We start from the raw sequence: 16,040 nt of genomic DNA, 5'->3' as shown, positions 1-16,040 counted from the left end.
AGCCCGCCCCTGTCATGACTGCATCGCACTTTTCCACGCCCCACCACGTCGCGATCATCGGCGGCGGCCCCGCCGGCCTGATGGCGGCCGAGGTACTGAGCCAGGCCGGAGTTCGGGTCGACCTGTACGACGGCATGCCATCGGTGGGCCGAAAGTTCCTTCTGGCTGGGGTCGGTGGCATGAACATCACCCACTCCGAAGCCTACCCGGCCTTCCTCTCGCGCTATGCCGAGCGGGCCCCGCAGATCGCCCCGCTGCTGCGCGAATTCGGTGCCGAAGCCTTGTGCCAATGGATTCACGGCCTGGGTATCGACACCTTCGTCGGCAGCTCAGGGCGGGTATTTCCCACCGACATGAAGGCCGCGCCGTTGCTGCGCGCCTGGCTCAAGCGCCTGCGCGACGCTGGGGTGGTTATCCACACCCGGCACCGCTGGCTGGGCTGGAATGCCGACGGCAGCCTGCGCATCCAGCACCCCGAAGGCGAAAGCGCGGTAACGGCGGACGCCACCCTGCTGGCATTGGGCGGAGGCAGTTGGTCGCGCCTGGGCTCCGATGGTGCGTGGCTGCCCCTGCTGCAACAGCGCGGCGTGCAGGTGGCACCCTTGCAACCGAGCAATTGCGGTTTCGAGGTCAATGCCTGGAGCGAGTTGCTGCGCAGCAAATTCGCCGGGGCGCCGCTGAAGAACGTGGCCATCGGCCTCAATGACGACATCCCCCGGCTGGGGGAATGCGTGATCACCGCCAGCGGCATCGAAGGCAGCCTGATCTATGCCCTGTCGGCGCCGATCCGCGACAGCATCCAGCGGCACGGACAAGCGACCGTTCATATCGACCTGCTGCCGGGCAAGCCTCGGGACAAGGTCCAGGTGGCCCTGGCCAAGCCACGTGGCTCGCGCTCCATGGCCAAGCACCTGCAGAGTCAGTTGGGCATCGAGGGGGTCAAAGCAGGGTTGCTGCGGGAGCTGACGGGCGCCGACACCTTCAACGATCCGGCGCGCCTGGCGGCGGCGATCAAGGCGCTGCCCTTGACGCTGGTGCGGTCGCGACCACTGGACGAAGCCATCAGCAGCGCCGGTGGCGTCGCCTTCGAAGCGCTGGATGAACGGCTGATGCTGGCGCCAATCCCGGGGGTGTTCTGCGCCGGGGAAATGCTCGACTGGGAAGCCCCCACCGGCGGTTACCTGCTGACCGCCTGCTTTGCCAGCGGACGGCGGGCCGGGTTGGGAATGCTCGAATGGCTGAACAGCAGCGGCAAGCCTTAAGCTACAAGCGGCAAGTTTCAAGCTCACCTGAACTTGCCGCTTACAACTTGCAGCTTGTAGCTGCTGTTAAGGTTTGCGCTTGCGCGGCCCGGTGTTGAACGCCGGGACCTTGCGCACCGGTTTCACCGCCGGGGCTTCGGCCACTTCGCCACTGTCCACCCACTTGCCCAGGTTGCGCTTGCCGCCACCGCCGGAGGTTTTCGGCTTCTTGGGCTTTTTCGGTTTTTTCACCACCTGGCCACTGGCGTCGGTTTCCGGCACCCGGTGCTCGGGCTCGAAATCCTGTTCTTCATGGCGCTTGAGGGTCTGGCGGGTGAGCATCTCGATCGCCGACAGCAGGTTGACTTCATCGGCGCACACCAGGGAAATCGCCTCGCCAGTGGAGCCGGCACGCCCGGTACGACCGATGCGGTGGATGTAGTCCTCGGCGACGATCGGCAGGTCGAAGTTGACCACCAGCGGCAAGTCTTCGATGTCCAGGCCGCGGGCCGCCACGTCGGTGGCCACCAGGATCTGGATCTCGCTGGCCTTGAACCGGTCCAGGGCGCGCTGGCGCGTGGCCTGGGGCTTGTCACCGTGGATGCCGTCGGCGTTCACACCCTGGCCCTGCAGCTTTTCCACCAGCGCGTCCACGCCGTTGCGGGTCTTGGCGAACACCAGCACCTGCTTCCAGCGGTTCTTGCGCAGCAAGTGGCTGAACAGCTCCGGCTTGCGCTTCTTGTCCACCGGCACCACCCATTGCTTGACCGTGTTGGCGGCCACGTTGCGCGGGCTGACTTCAATGCTCAGCGGGTCGTTGAGCATCTGCCCGGCCAACTGGCGGATGGCGTCGGAGAAGGTCGCGGAAAACAGCAGGGTCTGGCGTTTTTTCGGCAGCGCGGCGTAGATGCTCTTGAGCTCTTCGGAGAACCCCAGGTCGAGCATGCGGTCGGCTTCGTCCAGCACCAGGGTCTGCAACTGGTTGAACTTCACCGCGTTCTGGCGGAACAGGTCCAGCAAGCGTCCCGGGGTCGCCACCAGCAGGTCCACGCCTTTGCGCAGCTTCATCATCTGCGGGTTGATGCTGACCCCGCCGTACACCGCGTAGGTCCGCAGCGGCAGGTGCTCGGCGTACTGGCGCACGCTTTCGTGAACCTGCTCGGCCAGCTCACGGGTCGGCACCAGGATCAGCGCACGCACCGAATTGCTGTCGACTTTCGGCCCCTCCAGGGTCAGCAATTGCAGCAGCGGCAAGGCGAAACCGGCGGTCTTGCCCGTGCCGGTCTGGGCCGCAGCCATCAGGTCACGCCCGCCCAGGACCGCCGGAATGGCTTGCGCCTGCACCGGGGTCGGGGTCTGGTAGCCGAGGGTTTCAAGGGCGCGCAGCAAGGGTTCGATCAGGCCAAGAGTGGCGAATGTCATGGGGGTACCGTAGGAAAAAGTCAGCACAGGGACGCAATGGGCGGCAGTTTACCCTAATTCAGGGGCATGCTCCTGAGCCGTCCCAAGCATGCGCAGCCCGCTCCGGCGAGTGTATCCTCGCCGCACTGGTTGCTACGAAGCGCCAGACAGAACGGCGCAACAGCCCACTTGGCAGTTGCCTGTTCCTTTTGTTTAGCCCCCCAGGAGTCCCACCGCGCATGGATCACCCAAACCCTTTCCAGGCCCCGGCCGCCGAACTGCTTGCCGACAAGCCCGCCGACCAGAATCTGTGCCTCTACAGCATCGCGGCCATCGGCCTGAGCACCTTCATCGGCACCTCGGTGGCGGGCGCCTACTTCATCAGCCAGAACCTCAAGGCACTGGGACGCGAGAGTGAAATAGGCAAAGTCTGGGCCATGGGCATCGGCCTCTTCATCCTCATGAGCATGGCGGGCTTTTTCCTTCCGGAGAGCATCCCCTCGGTGGTCTTCATCCTGCCGCCGATCTACGGGATGAACGCCTACGCACGCCAACTGTTTGGCCCGCAGGTGGTGGAGCACAAGGCCGGCAACGGGCGCTTCGTCTCGCTATGGCCAGTGGCGGGCATCAGCCTGCTGTTTTGCCTGTCCATAGCAGCAGTGGTGCTCGCCATCGCGCTGCTGATCGGGTTCGAATGAGCCGTTGGAGCTGAAACCACAACGCCGGGCATCGCCCGGCGTTGTTTATTGCGACCGCACTGCCCGCCGGGCCGTTCTGACCGACTCGCCGGTCCTTCTCCTGCCCCGCCCGACAGCCCCCGCCATTGGCCAGACCAGCACCGCGCAACGGGGTTTGCCCCCAGGCCAGCAAGTTCCCTAGGACGGGTACTAAAAGCCCGACTCCGGATATACGACGCCTGCGCCGCTGCCTATGATGCCCACCGCCGGCACAACTCCTAATCCACACCATCAGCGCGGACGCTTATACGGTCCTGCTCGCCAGGTTTGCGCCGCGCTGTGTATATCCAGGAATGGTTATGCCGACCTTCAGATTAAACGCCCTGTCCCGTGCCACCCGCCTCTGGGTCGCCAGCCTGGGCACCGCCTTCATGCTTCCGCTCAGTGGTTTGGCGCTGGCCAGTGAAGCGCCCAGCCGCGTTGCACAAGCGCCCATGGAAAGCGTGCTCAGCGGCCACTTCATCAACCTCCAGGCACTGACCGCCAACCCGATGCAGCGCAGCACCGTTGAAGTCGGAACCGACCTGCTGCTGCAGGAAACCGGCATGCGTATTCGCAGTCTAGTGCCGCAACACCAGGACACCTTCAAAGACATCAATGTCATGACCGGACAACTGGAGGGACGTGCCCGTTCCCTGAACGCGCCGGGTGAAATGGTCCTCGCCGCACGGCCCGACGGTAGCTTCATCGCCTTGCTACCGGATGCCAACGTGATGATTCGCGGCAATGCCCAGGGCGAACAGTCATTGATCCGTATCGGCACCAGCCCGACTCACGCCCCCGAAAGCCTCGACTACCTGATCGACGAAAGCAGTGGCGTCCCGGGCCAGCAAGAGTCACGCAGCGGCCAGCGCAGCTTCCAAGCCAATCGCAACGCCGAAGGCGAGATCGTGATCGATCTGCTGGCCGGCTTCTCGCAAAAAGCCGCCGATTACATCGGCGACCACGAAGCCTACGCCATGATCCAGGTCACCTTGGTCAACCGTGCCTTGCAACAATCCAAGGTTCAGGGGGTACGCCTGCGACTGGTGGGCACTCAAGTGATCGCCAATGACTACCCCATCACTGGCGAAACCTTGCGCCAGGTGAGCACCTTGTTCGCCGACGGCATGCGCCGCTATAGCCCGGACGTGGTGGCGGGCTTCATCATGGGCACCCCGGGGGTCGACACGGCGGTGGGTTGGGGCTACGTCAACGGCCGCTACTCGATCAACTACATCAACTCGGTAACCACCTTTCGCCACGAACTGGGCCACAACATCGGTGGCAGCCACTGCTCTGATGGCAGCAGCTATCGCTTCGGCTACAACAACGGCCGGGTCGGCACCATCCTCTGCGGCGACCAGGTGAACTACTACTCAAACCCGGACGTCAACGACAGGCTCGGGATTCCACTGGGTAACGCCGCCACTGCGGACATGGCCAGGGTGTGGCGCGAGAACGCGGCCCGGATGTCGGCCTACAGCCCATCCGTGGTGGCCATTGGGGAAGAACAAGCCACGTCGATCTTGGACCAGAAGGTCAGCCTGGAAAAAAACCAGACACGTTACTACCCGGTCGATGTACCCGAAGGCACTCAGCGCCTGGTGTTCAGCGCTCTGGACGGTCAACTGAGCGAAAAATCCGGCAAGGTCCAACTGTTGCTCAAACACAGTACCCAACCCACCCCCTCCAGCTACGACTACAGGTCGATACGCAACCACGCTGTGTCCCTGGGCGTGAACAACCCACTGCCGGGACGCTGGTATCTGGCGATCAACACCGACAACAAGGCCACACAGGACCTGTCTCTTGAGGGGCACGCCTACAACGTCACCCAGGACACGGCCCAGGGTCGTTACCTGAAGCTGCTGGCCACCTCCGCGGTGGACGGCAAGGACAGCGCCAGCATCGCCGAGCTGCAACTGGTGGACGCCAAGGGCAAACCGCTGCCCCGCGACAGCTGGAAGGTCCACTCCACCAGCAGCGCCGTGGCCGGCTCCGAGGCTCACGTCATCGACGGCAACCCCAGCTCCTATTGGAGCTCCGCCACTGGTGCGCGCTATCCCCATGAAATCGTGCTCAACCTGGGCGCCGACAGTCGCTTCTCGCAACTGCATTACCTGCCCCGCCAGGACGCCGGTATGAGCGGCAATATCAAGGGCTATCAGGTGTATGGCAGCAACAGCCCGAGCGGAGCTTGGACCCTGCTCGCTGACGGCGAATTCAGCGCCGACAACCAGGTCAAGTCGACCGCCCTCAAACCACTGGAAACCGTAAAGCCGCCCATAGCGGTCATCAGCGGCAAGACTGAAGCCAACGCCGGCGACCTGATCGTGCTGGATGCATCCACCTCCAGCGATCCGCAAGGCCACGCCCTGAGCTTCGCCTGGCAGGCCTCGCCCACGCTGGACTTCGACTTCGATGGCGCACGTATCAGCTTTACCGCCCCAGAGCTGCAGGAAGACACCCGGTACGACTTCACCCTGACCCTGAGCAACGGCAAGCAAAGCAGCAGCCGTACCCACACCGTGCTGATCAAGGGCAAGGCCGCCACCAGCAGCTGCAAGCCGCAGTGGACCGTGCGAGGCACTTACGTCGGCAACGATGTGGTGCAGTGGAAAGGTCGTCAGTACCAGGCCCGCTGGTGGACTTCAGGCGCCGAGCCGGGCCTGGCCAGCACCACCGGAGCGGACGGCGCCGGCAAGGTCTGGCGCGACCTCGGCCCCTGCCAGAACGGTGACGATGAGTCGACCAAGCCACCGGTGGAAGAGGTCAAACCACCCGTGGCCATCATCGGTGGCGCCACCCAGGCCAAGGGCGGCGAGTCGGTCACCCTGGACGCCGCAGGCTCCAGTGATCCAGCCGGCCTGGCGCTGAGCTACTCGTGGAGCGTGACGCCAAGCGTGGCCTTCCAGGCCTCGGGCTCGAAACTGACCTTTGTCGCCCCCAAGAGCAACAAGGACATCAGCTACCGCTTCACCCTGGCCCTGAGCAATGGCAGCCATACCGTCAAGCGCGACCACAGCGTGACCGTGCAGGCGGACAACGTGGAAACCCCGAGCGGCTGCCAGGGTGCCTGGAGCCCGCAGGGCACCTACGTGGCCAACGACAAGGTCAGCCACAAGGGGCGTTTCTACGTCGCGCGCTGGTGGACCAAAGGCAACGAACCTAGCGCCACCACTGTCGGTGGCGAAGGCAGCGGCAAGGTCTGGCGTGACGCCGGCGCCTGCAACTGACGCAAGACGGTGACCGTTAGCAGCATCATCCGGTCACCCTTTCCCGGCAATTTCAGGTAAAAGAGTGGGCGGCGACCGTCCGTCGTCCACTCTCTGCCGCCGAGCGCCGCTGGATCCTCCTTTGCGCGTGCCATTGGCAGACCACCGATGCTTTGCCTATGGAGACGTTGATGCGCAACCTTGTCCTGTCCGCATGGATGCTAGCGGGCCTCGCACTTTCCCTGCCCCAGGCGCAGGCCGCCGAACGCGTCGGCTTTCGTGAAGTGACGCTGGCGGACGCCAGCCAGCAACGCCCCCTGCATGTCGCCCTCTGGTACCCCACCGCCACCGCCGCGCCGCTCCTGAGCTCTGCCGAGAACCCGGTTTTCCAGGGCCTGACGAGCATCAAGGACGCCTCTCCTACCAGCACCGCACATCCGTTGGTGGTGCTGTCCCATGGCTATCGTGGCAATTGGCGCAACCTCAGTTGGCTGGTCTCCAGCCTGGTCGACCAGGGCTATATCGTCGCGGCCCCCGACCACCCGGGCACCACCTCATTCGACCAACGCCCCACAGAAGCCGCCAAGCTCTGGGAACGCCCGCACGACTTGAGCCGGGTCATCGACGGGCTCACCGGCGACAACACCTTGGCCGGCACCGTCGACCCGCAACGCATCGCCGCCATCGGTCATTCCCTGGGCGGCTGGACGGTGACCGCGCTGGCCGGTGCCCGCTATAGCCCGCAACGCTACCTTGAGGAATGTCGGCTGCACCCCAACCCGCGCCTGTGCGGGCTGGCGCCGGAACTGGGGATTACCCCGCAGAATCAAGACTCGCTGGGCGCCGACCTGCGCGACACGCGAGTCAAGGCGGTCGTTGCCCTGGACCCGGGGCTGGTCCGCGGGTTTACCCCCGAAAGCCTGTCGGCGGTGCAGACGCCGACCCTGATCCTGGGTGCCGGAACGAACATTGCCGACATGCCGGTTGAGCAGGAGTCGGGCTACCTGGAAGCCCACCTGCCGCCCGCCACATCACACTTGCAGGTGATCGCCGATGCCAGCCACTTCAGCTTCATGCAGGTCTGCAAGCCCGGCGCCACGGCGCTGCTCAAGGAACACGCCCCCGAGGATGAAATCATCTGCAGCGATGGCAACGGACGCAGCCGCGAAGCGATTCACCAGCAAGCGGCCCAGGTCATCGGCGGCTTTCTCGAGCGCAGCCTGGCCGGCCAGCCGCCTGGACAGTGATCAGGCCACCTCTTGCTGGACCGCGGTCTTGGGCTTGCGCCACTGCGGCAGGCCGATCAGCACCACCGCGCTGATGATCACCAGCATGGCCAGGGCTTCTTCGATGCCGATGGTTTCACCGACGAAGACAATGCCCAGCAGCACCGCCACCGCCGGGTTGACATAGGCGTAGCTGGTGGCCGCTGCCGGGCGTACGTGCTTGAGCAGGTACATGTAGGCGTTGAAGGCGATGATCGAGCCGAAACCCGCCAGGTAGGCCAGGGCCAGCCAGCCTTCCATCGGCGGCATGGCGTCCAGGTGTTCACCACTCAGGGCACTGCCGATCATCAGCACCACGCCACCGACGAGCATTTCCGCGGCGCTGGCCATCGCTCCCTGGGGCAATGGCAGGTGCTTGCTCCACACCGAGCCGAAGGCCCAGGCCGCCGCGGCGAACAGCAGCAAGGCGGCCCCCAGCGGGCTCGATTGCAGGTTGGAACCGAGGTTGAGCATGCCGATGCCGATCATCCCGAGGATGATCCCGGCCCACTCCAGACGCGTGTTGCGAGCGCCCCAGAAATAGCCGCAGAGCAGGGTGAACAAAGGCACCGTGGCCACCGCCAGCGCCGCCACTCCAGAGGTCACCCCGGAGTGTTCGGCGAGCGTTACCGCACCGTTGCCGCAGCTCAGCAGCAACACGCCGATGATGCCCGCGGCCTTCCACTGCGCCCAGGTGGGTGCCGGAACGCCGCGCCAGCGCAGGAAGGCGTACATCAGGCTGCCGGCGACAATGAAACGAATGCCGCCGAGCATCAGTGGCGGCCAGTATTCGACGCCAATGCGAATCACCAGGTAGGTCGAACCCCAGATCACGTACAGGGCAAAAAAGGCGGCGATCAACGGCAACGGAAAACGGCTTTGGCCAGGCATGGGAGGCAGCTCGAAGGCAGGCAGGGGGAGATCCATTCTAAAAAGCCGACCGGGGGAACTTAAGTTACAAAACCTGTTTATAACGGCAGTACACTTTCCAAAGCCTGGAGTTAAGGGCTATATACCGTGTTTTCGAAAGACAGGCAGTTTGGGAGCCTTTCATGGACAAGTACGACCGCATGCTCCTGGCCAGCCTGCTGGAAAACGGCCGGGCGAGCTACGCCGAGCTGGCGCGCAAGGTCAACCTTTCGGCGCCGGCGGTGGCCGAGCGCGTGGCCAAGCTGGAAGCCAGCGGGGTGATCACCGGTTACCAGGCCAAGGTCGACATGGCCAAGGTCGGCTTGCCGATCCAGTGCGTGATCGAACTGCGCCTGGCCCAACACGGCAACCAGAAGGCCTATGACGAGTTGATCAAGATTCCCCAGCTCACCGAATGTCACCGGGTCACTGGCGACCCTTGCGTGATCATGCAGGCCGCGGTGGCTTCAATGCCGGAACTGGAGGAGTTGATCAACCGCGTGGCCCAGTTCGGGTTCAGCAAGACCTCCATCGTGCTTTCCAGCGCCATCGAACGGCGGGTGCCGCTGGGGCAACTGGAACACAACGGCAAGTAAGCGTCAGTGGTCAGGCACCGCGATAGCGCTTGAGGTGCTCGGGAACCTTGGCGGCGGGAACCTTCTGCAGCTTGCACAGAAAATCATGCGACAGCTCGCGCAAACCATGGGTGTGCCGCAGTTCACCCGCCAGGTGAGCCACCAGGTTGGCCGCCATTTCCGCGTCGGCCATGGCCCGGTGAGCCTGGCCGGTGTGCGGCAGGCCGGCGTACTGGGTCAGGGTGCCCAGTTTGTGGTTCGGCGCCGCCGGCATCAGGCGTCGCGCCAGCAGCAGGGAACAGGCGAAATTCTGCAAGCGGGTGCGCTTGATCCGCCCCAGCTCGAAATCCCAGAACTTCTGGTCGAACGCCGCGTTGTGCGCCAGCAACGGCGTGGTGCCGACAAACTCGTTGACCTCGTTCATCACCTGCTCCGCCGTCGGCGCGCTGCGCAACATGGCGTTGCTGATGCCGGTCAGCTGTTCGATAAACCCCGGCACCCGCACACCGGCGTTCATCAGGCTCTGGTAACGCTCGACGATGCGCCCCTGCTCAAGGATCACCACGGCGATTTCCGTGGCCCGGCAACTGCTGCTCGGGGAGATCCCGGTGGTTTCAAAGTCGATGACGGCAATACGTTCCAAACCGGTACAGCTCCGTATGAAAATTGATCAGCTTTTCAGCAGCAAGGTGCCTTCGATCGGCACATAGCGGGTGGCCGCGCGAATCAGCGAATTGGCGGTCAGCCCCGGCACGCCATAGGCCACCGCGCTGACCCCGTGCTTGTGGATGATGCGTTCCAGCAGCAGGTCGAAGTCGCCGTCGCCGGAAGCCAGCACCACTTCGTCGACATGGGCCGCGGCGTCCATGATGTCGATGGTGATGCCCACGTCCCAATCGCCCTTGGCCGAGCCGTCGCTGCGCTGGATATAGGGTTTGAGTTTTACCGTGAAGCCCAGGTTGCGCAGGATCTGCTGGAACTGCTGCTGTTTGCTGTCACCACGGTCGATGGCATAGGCATAGGCTTCGACAATCTGCCCCTCCTTGCTGATATCCGCCCACAGCGCCGCGTAGTTGAAGTGGCAACCATAGGCCTGGCGAACGGTGTAGTAGAGGTTCTGGACATCGGCGAACACAGCGATTTTTTTCACCGCTAATCCTCATGGCGCAGCAGCGCAGGGGCTGGAACGGGGCTCAAGACCCGAAAAGTCGCCCAGTATGCCAGTCGCAAGGATCGTTCCGCGAATAATCGGTCCGGGGCAGGTGCCTGTCCCGGACCGACGGAGGGTCAGACGAAGGAATCGTCGTCGGAGAAGAACGAACTGTCGTCGTTGTCGTAGTCGGCGTTGCTGAAGCCGCCCTGGTCGTTGCTGCCCCAGGAGTCGTTGTTGGCCAGGCGCTGCTCGTCATTGCCCCAGCCACTGTTATCGCTGGCCGGTGCCGGCTCTTCCTTGATGACTTCGACGATTTCCTGCGGCTGCTGGTTGCTGTGGAACAGGCTGCTGAGGCCTTGCGCCAGCATCACCCCGCCCGCGACGCCGGCGGCAGTTTTCAGCGCGCCACCGAGGAAACTGCTGCCCGCCGCCGGAGCCTGCTGCGGCGCATAGTTCTGCTGCGGGGCCGCGTAATTGGGCGGCGGCGCGCCAACGTTCTGTTGTGGCGGCGCGCCAAAGGAAGAGCGCGCCGGTTCACGCCAGCCGCCGCCGGACGAAGGCGGCGCAGCACTCTGGACAGGCGCTGGTTGAGGCTCACGGGAACCACCGAAGATGCTCGACAGGAAACCACCGCTGGCCGCCGGTGCCGGAGCGCTGGCCTGGGCCCGGGCCTGTTGCAGTTCGGCCTGCAATTGCTGGACTTGCTGGGTCAGTTGCTGGTTCTGCTCGTTGAGGCTCTTGAGGGCGGCCTCCTGCACCAGGATCGCCTGGGTCATGAAATACCCGGCCCCAGGTTGGCGGGTCAGATGCTCCTTGATCCGCGCCTCTGCCTGGGCATCGCGCGGGGCTGAATCCGTTTCGGCTTGCTGCAACCGTGAAAACAGTCCATCGATCAGGGTTTGCTCTTGGTTGTTCATGGCGACCTCTTTAGATTGCCGGTAGAAATCTGGTCCACAACTCGGACAGAGCTGCGGTACGCACCAGTTATGGGGCTGGCGCGGCGACTTTCAATGGTCTTTACCCAAGGTTTACGTTTGCTCGGTCGGGGCCTGCATCGGTTAAAGTGTCCAACCGCTTCTTCAACTGCGATCTCATCGATGAATCCGTTAGATGTCCTGCGCGACTCCCTGTATTTCTTCCAGCGCAACCTCGGGCGGATCGCCCAGCTGTGCCTGCCCCTGGTGATTTTCGAGGCCCTGCTGCAGCAAGGCGTGAGCAGCGCCCTGGGCCCCGATGCCTTCCCGGGCTACAGCGTGGTGGTGGGCCTGCTGGTGTATCCGCTGTACACCGGTGCGCTGATCCTGTTTCTCGATGCGCGTACCCGTGGCGAATCGCCGCGTACCCGAGACCTGCTGGCCATGGCCCTGAGCCTGTGGCCGCGCTTCGCCCTACTGACGGCGGTCAGCACCCTGCTGATCCTGCTGGGGCTGTCGCTGTATTTCCTGCCGGGACTGTGGCTGATGGTGGTGCTGGCCTTCGCCGAGTACCTGCTGGTGCTCAAGGGCATGGCGCCCTTGGCGGCCATGCGTGAAAGCTTGCGCCTGAGCCGCGGGCATTTCCTGCGCATCCTGGTGTGCATCCTGGCGGTAATGATGCCGCTCTGGCTGCTCAAGGGGGCCAGCGAAGCGGTCTACCCCGAACCACTGAACCCGCTGCTGTCCCTGGCCATCGACAGCGCCTACAGCTTCCTGCAATTGTTCACCAGCGTGGTGCTGTTCCGCCTGTTCATGCTGATCGGCGAACAACCGGACAAGCGCTGAAAACCTCCGCGGCCGCTCTGCCCCTTGGGTGACGGCCGCGCTCTCGGTTATGCTCCGGGCCATCCCGCAACGCCATAAGCCGAGCCGATGATCCGTCTACTTCGCATCACCCTGTTGAGCCTGCTGTTGATCGGCCTGGTGCTGGCCGGGCTGATCTACAGCCTGACCTGGCGCCCGCAGGCCAAGGAAAGCCTGGCGGTCGCCTGCAGTGCCCAGGCCCCGCCGCTGGTGCCGGGCCAGGCCCTGAAGGTGATGACCTGGAACCTGCAATACCTGGCCGGCAAACGTTATGTGTTCTGGAATGACCAGGCGCGGGGCGAAGATGAAAAACCGACCCTGGAAGACATGGCCTTCAGCCTCGACGAAGTGGCCCGGGTGATCCGCGATGAACAACCGGACCTGGTGCTGCTGCAGGAAGTGGACAACGGCGCCAAGGCCAGCGCCTACCAGGATCAACTCAAACTCCTGCAAGAACGCCTGACCGATCTCTACCCCTGCAGCACCCAGGCTTACGACTGGAAAGCCGATTTCGTGCCTTCACCGCACATTTTCGGCAGCGTCGGCCGGCAACTGGCGACCCTCAGCCGCTATCGAATCGAACACGCCGAGCGCCTGCAGCTGCCCATAGCCCAGCACAACGTCATCAACCGCCAGTTCCAGCCCAGGGATGCCCTGCTGCTGAGCTACCTGCCCCTGAGCGACGGCGGCCAGCTGGCGGTGCTCAACACCCACCTGGAGCGCGCACGCAGGCCTGACGAGACTCAACCCAGGCAGGTCGCGGCGCTTGGCAAAGTGCTGGATAAGCTGGAAAGCCGCGGTACGCCCTGGCTGATCGGCGGCGACTTCAACCTGCTGCCCCTGGGCCAGTACCAGCGCCTGAGCGAAGGACAACGCGCACCCTACAACGCCGACAGCCCGCTGCACCTGCTGTGGGACAGATACCCGATGATTCCCAGCAACCCCCAGGCCAGCGGCGTCGACCGCGCGCGCTGGCTGACCCACTACCCCAACGACCCCAGCCTCGACGGCCCGGATCGAACGGTGGACTACCTGTTCTACAGCCCGCGGCTCAAGCGAGTCGAATCCCGGGTGCGCCAGGATGACACCCTGCGCATCTCCGACCATCTGCCGGTGCTGGCCCGGTTCCTGCTGCCGGCTCAATGACCCGCAGGCCTGGGCCCATCAGCGGTAGCGGCGGCCGAGCGGTACCGGGATACCGGGTTACTTGCGCGGTTTGACCCGCGCCGTGGCTTCGGCGATCAGCGGGTCATCCGGCCAGTAGTGCTTGGGGTAACGGCCCTTGAGGTCCTTTTTCACTTCGACGTAGGTGCTGCGCCAGAAGTTCGCCAGATCCTGGGTCACTTGCACGGGGCGCCGCGCCGGCGACAGCAGGTGCAGCTTCACCACTTGGCGGCCACCGGCGATGCGCGGGGTGTCCGACAGACCAAACAGCTCCTGCAGGCGCACCGCCAGAATCGGCGGCTGCTCGCTGTAGTCCAGGCGAATCGACGACCCCGAAGGCACTGCCAGATGATGCGGGGCCAGTTCGTCCAGGCGCTGGGGCAATGGCCAGGGCAGCAGGTTGTGGACAATTCCGGCCAGCTCCAGGTTGGCGAAGTGGCTGAGCCGCGAGACCTTGCCCAGGTAAGGCTGCAACCACTGCTCCAGCCCTTCGAGCAAGGCCGCATCACTGACATCCGGCCATTGGCTCTCGCCCTTGTCCGCCAGATCCAGCTGGCGCAGCAAGCTCACACGGGCCTGCCACTGGCGCAGTTCCGGGGTCCAGGGCAGCAGCTCCAGGCCCTTGCGCCGAACCAGATTGACCAGGGCCTGGCTGCGGGCGGATTCGTCCAGCCCGTTCAGCGGCTCGCGGCTGAGTACCAGCTCGCCGACCTTGCGCTGGCGCTCGGCGCGCAGCACGCCTTCGCGCTCGTCCCAGTCCAGTTGATCAACGGAGCGCACCTGTTCCGCCAGCACCGTATCGAACAGCCCCGGGTCGAAATCCGCGGCCAGATAGATGCGCTCTTCTCGCTGGCCCTGGCGGCTGCCGAGATCGGCGATCACCAGCCAGGGTTGCTTCATCAGGTTGTCGGTTTCGCTGAACAGCGCCGCGCGGCCGTTGGCCAGGCGGTACTCGGCGCCGCCGGGGCGGCGCTGCTGGGCCACGCGATCGGGGTAGGCCAGGGCCAGCAAGGCGCCAAGCCAGCGCGGGTGTTCGGGGTCGCTGACGGGGGCCTCTGGCTGCCCGCGCAGATAGCCGCGGTATTGGCGCGCCAGCTGCCGTGCTCGTTGTACCCCACCCTGGGCACCACGGGCCGCGCGCTCCTCTCCCGACAGCAGCACCAGGCGGCTGTGCAGGTCGGCGCCAGCACCGCGCAGGATGTCCCGCTCGCCCAACAGCGCCGCGACATCGCAGGCCATCTGTGCCAACCCCAGGGACTGGCCACGCAGCAGCAAGTGGGCGATGCGCGGGTGAGCCGGCAACTCGGCCATGGCCTGGCCATGACGAGTCAGGCTGCCATCGTCATTCAACGCCCCCAGGCGCACCAGCAGATCCTGGGCCTGGGCATAGGCGGCACTGGGTGGTGCATCCAGCCATACCAGTTGACTCGGGGTCACACCCCAACGCGCCAACTGCAGGGCCAGGCCGGCCAGGTCCGCCTGGAGGATTTCCGCGCTGGCGTAGGCGGCCAGTTGTTCCTGTTGGTTGGCCGACCACAACCGGTAGCACACACCGGGCTCCAGGCGCCCGGCACGACCAGCACGCTGGGTGGCGCTGGCCCGGGAAATACGCTGGGTATCGAGGCGGGTCATGCCGCTGCCGGGGTCGAAACGCGGCACCCGGGCCAGCCCGGCGTCCACCACCACGCGCACGCCATCGATGGTCAGGCTGGTTTCGGCAATGTTGGTGGCTAGTACCACTTTGCGCTTGCCCGTCGGCGCCGGGTCGATGGCCGCGCGCTGGGCCGCCAGGTCCAGTTCGCCATGCAGCGGGCAGAGCAGAATCTCGCTGCGCTCGCCCAGGGCTTCTGCCAACTGCTGGTGAACCCGACGGATTTCCGCCTGGCCGGGCAGAAACACCAGCAGGCTGCCGCTTTCATCGTTGAGGGCTTCAAGCACGGTCTGCACCACCCTGGGCTCGACGAACTCACCCGGCTGAAAGGGCCGGCCCCAACGCTGGGTCACCGGGTACATGCGCCCCTCGCTGCGCAGGATCGGCGCAGCGTCGAGCAGGGCCGACAGGCGCTCACCTTCCAGGGTGGCCGACATCAGCAGGATCTTCAGCGGCTGCTCGTCACGAAACAGTTCGCGACCATTGAGGCTCAGGGCCAGGGCCAGATCGGCGTCCAGGCTGCGCTCGTGGAACTCATCGAAGATCAGCAGGCCGACGCCTTCCAGGGCCGGGTCGTCCTGCAGGCGCCGGGTGAGGATGCCCTCGGTGACCACCTCGATGCGGGTCCGCGGGCCGACCTTGCTGTCCAGGCGGATGCGATAGCCCACGGTCTCGCCGACTTTCTCCCCCAGTTCGCTGGCCAGGCGTTCGGCAGCGGCCCTGGCGGCCAGGCGCCGGGGTTCGAGCATGAGAATGGTCTGTCCGGCCAGCCAGTCCTGATCCAGAAGCGCCAGGGGCACGCGGGTCGTCTTGCCGGCACCGGGCGGGGCTTCGAGCACCGCTTCATGGCGTGCCGCCAGGGCAGCACGCAGTGCAGGCAAAACTTCATCAATTGGCAAAGAATTCATGCTGGCTCCAAAACAGAGGCGCGAGTATAACGGCGAACTGCCTGGGGTTAATCATGGTCTG

13 protein-coding genes are annotated in these 16,040 nt (G+C 64.8%); 7 read left to right on the top strand and 6 right to left on the bottom strand.

Features of this window, described 5'->3' with window-relative positions; translation table 11 throughout:
- The first annotated feature begins 14 nt into the window (after positions 1–14).
- Positions 15–1,262 carry a TIGR03862 family flavoprotein gene (locus tag LXM55_RS22500; RefSeq protein WP_233322385.1) on the top strand — a complete coding sequence of 416 codons (1,248 nt, stop codon included), beginning with the start codon at positions 15–17 and terminating at the stop codon, positions 1,260–1,262.
- 66 nt (positions 1,263–1,328) lie between these two features.
- On the opposite strand, the gene LXM55_RS22495 is transcribed toward LXM55_RS22500, so the two are convergent.
- The gene (locus LXM55_RS22495) at positions 1,329–2,663 is read right to left on the bottom strand and encodes a DEAD/DEAH box helicase (protein WP_233322384.1); all 1,335 of its coding nucleotides are present in this window, start codon (positions 2,661–2,663) and stop codon (positions 1,329–1,331) included.
- Positions 2,664–2,881: 218 nt separating this feature from the next.
- Between LXM55_RS22495 and LXM55_RS22490 the strand changes: the two genes are divergently transcribed.
- From LXM55_RS22490 to LXM55_RS22480, 3 genes are all read left to right on the top strand, one after another.
- Positions 2,882–3,340, top strand: a complete 459-nt coding sequence (locus LXM55_RS22490; protein ID WP_233322383.1) for a hypothetical protein — start codon at positions 2,882–2,884, stop codon at positions 3,338–3,340.
- 338 nt (positions 3,341–3,678) lie between these two features.
- Entirely contained in the window at positions 3,679–6,597 is a 2,919-nt protein-coding gene (locus tag LXM55_RS22485) for a discoidin domain-containing protein (protein ID WP_233322382.1), read from the top strand.
- A 170-nt stretch (positions 6,598–6,767) separates the two neighbouring features.
- Positions 6,768–7,823, top strand: a complete 1,056-nt coding sequence (locus LXM55_RS22480) for an alpha/beta hydrolase family protein (protein WP_233322381.1) — start codon at positions 6,768–6,770, stop codon at positions 7,821–7,823.
- Here LXM55_RS22480 and yedA read toward each other — a convergent pair whose 3' ends face one another.
- A complete protein-coding gene (gene yedA, locus LXM55_RS22475; protein WP_233322380.1) occupies positions 7,824–8,732 on the bottom strand; it encodes a drug/metabolite exporter YedA in 909 nt (302 codons plus the stop codon).
- A 161-nt stretch (positions 8,733–8,893) separates the two neighbouring features.
- Here yedA and LXM55_RS22470 point away from each other — a divergent pair, with 161 nt between their 5' ends.
- Positions 8,894–9,346 carry an Lrp/AsnC family transcriptional regulator gene (locus tag LXM55_RS22470; protein ID WP_233322379.1) on the top strand — a complete coding sequence of 151 codons (453 nt, stop codon included), beginning with the start codon at positions 8,894–8,896 and terminating at the stop codon, positions 9,344–9,346.
- Positions 9,347–9,356: 10 nt separating this feature from the next.
- Here the strand turns inward: LXM55_RS22470 and LXM55_RS22465 are convergent, their stop codons facing one another.
- The 3 genes from LXM55_RS22465 to LXM55_RS22455 all read right to left on the bottom strand — a co-directional run bounded on the left by LXM55_RS22465 (position 9,357) and on the right by LXM55_RS22455 (position 11,395).
- Positions 9,357–9,968 carry a 3'-5' exonuclease gene (locus tag LXM55_RS22465; protein ID WP_233322378.1) on the bottom strand — a complete coding sequence of 204 codons (612 nt, stop codon included), beginning with the start codon at positions 9,966–9,968 and terminating at the stop codon, positions 9,357–9,359.
- Positions 9,969–9,995: 27 nt separating this feature from the next.
- Positions 9,996–10,475: an NYN domain-containing protein gene (locus LXM55_RS22460; RefSeq protein WP_233322377.1), complete on the bottom strand. Its 480-nt coding sequence runs from the start codon at positions 10,473–10,475 to the stop codon at positions 9,996–9,998.
- Between the two features lie 137 nt (positions 10,476–10,612).
- Positions 10,613–11,395, bottom strand: a complete 783-nt coding sequence (locus tag LXM55_RS22455; RefSeq protein WP_233322376.1) for a DUF2076 domain-containing protein — start codon at positions 11,393–11,395, stop codon at positions 10,613–10,615.
- Between the two features lie 180 nt (positions 11,396–11,575).
- Between LXM55_RS22455 and LXM55_RS22450 the strand changes: the two genes are divergently transcribed.
- On the top strand, positions 11,576–12,238 hold the full coding sequence (locus tag LXM55_RS22450; RefSeq protein ID WP_233322375.1) for a YciC family protein: 663 nt from the start codon (positions 11,576–11,578) through the stop codon (positions 12,236–12,238).
- 87 nt (positions 12,239–12,325) lie between these two features.
- On the top strand, positions 12,326–13,402 hold the full coding sequence (locus LXM55_RS22445; RefSeq protein ID WP_233322374.1) for an endonuclease/exonuclease/phosphatase family protein: 1,077 nt from the start codon (positions 12,326–12,328) through the stop codon (positions 13,400–13,402).
- A gap of 57 nt (positions 13,403–13,459) precedes the next feature.
- On the opposite strand, the gene hrpB is transcribed toward LXM55_RS22445, so the two are convergent.
- Positions 13,460–15,979 (bottom strand): ATP-dependent helicase HrpB, encoded by a 2,520-nt coding sequence (hrpB, locus tag LXM55_RS22440; protein WP_233322373.1) that lies wholly within the window; start codon positions 15,977–15,979, stop codon positions 13,460–13,462.
- Positions 15,980–16,040 lie beyond the last annotated feature (61 nt).

It is taken from the genome of Pseudomonas sp. Au-Pse12, assembly GCF_021341665.1.
GTDB lineage: Bacteria > Pseudomonadota > Gammaproteobacteria > Pseudomonadales > Pseudomonadaceae > Aquipseudomonas.
The sequence above is the reverse complement of the archived record's forward strand: the minus strand, read 5'-3'. Positions and strand labels throughout refer to the sequence as shown.

Excerpts from the sequence above, each read along its gene's own strand:
- LXM55_RS22500 (WP_233322385.1), top strand. The coding sequence starts at position 15 with ATGACTGCATCGCACTTTTCCACGCCCCACCACGTCGCGATCATCGGC.
- LXM55_RS22445 (WP_233322374.1), top strand. The coding sequence starts at position 12,326 with ATGATCCGTCTACTTCGCATCACCCTGTTGAGCCTGCTGTTGATCGGC.
- LXM55_RS22450 (WP_233322375.1), top strand. The coding sequence starts at position 11,576 with ATGAATCCGTTAGATGTCCTGCGCGACTCCCTGTATTTCTTCCAGCGC.
- LXM55_RS22480 (WP_233322381.1), top strand. The coding sequence starts at position 6,768 with ATGCGCAACCTTGTCCTGTCCGCATGGATGCTAGCGGGCCTCGCACTT.
- hrpB (WP_233322373.1), bottom strand. The coding sequence starts at position 15,979 with ATGAATTCTTTGCCAATTGATGAAGTTTTGCCTGCACTGCGTGCTGCC.
- LXM55_RS22470 (WP_233322379.1), top strand. The coding sequence starts at position 8,894 with ATGGACAAGTACGACCGCATGCTCCTGGCCAGCCTGCTGGAAAACGGC.
- LXM55_RS22455 (WP_233322376.1), bottom strand. The coding sequence starts at position 11,395 with ATGAACAACCAAGAGCAAACCCTGATCGATGGACTGTTTTCACGGTTG.
- yedA (WP_233322380.1), bottom strand. The coding sequence starts at position 8,732 with ATGCCTGGCCAAAGCCGTTTTCCGTTGCCGTTGATCGCCGCCTTTTTT.
- LXM55_RS22495 (WP_233322384.1), bottom strand. The coding sequence starts at position 2,663 with ATGACATTCGCCACTCTTGGCCTGATCGAACCCTTGCTGCGCGCCCTT.
- LXM55_RS22490 (WP_233322383.1), top strand. The coding sequence starts at position 2,882 with ATGGATCACCCAAACCCTTTCCAGGCCCCGGCCGCCGAACTGCTTGCC.
- LXM55_RS22485 (WP_233322382.1), top strand. The coding sequence starts at position 3,679 with ATGCCGACCTTCAGATTAAACGCCCTGTCCCGTGCCACCCGCCTCTGG.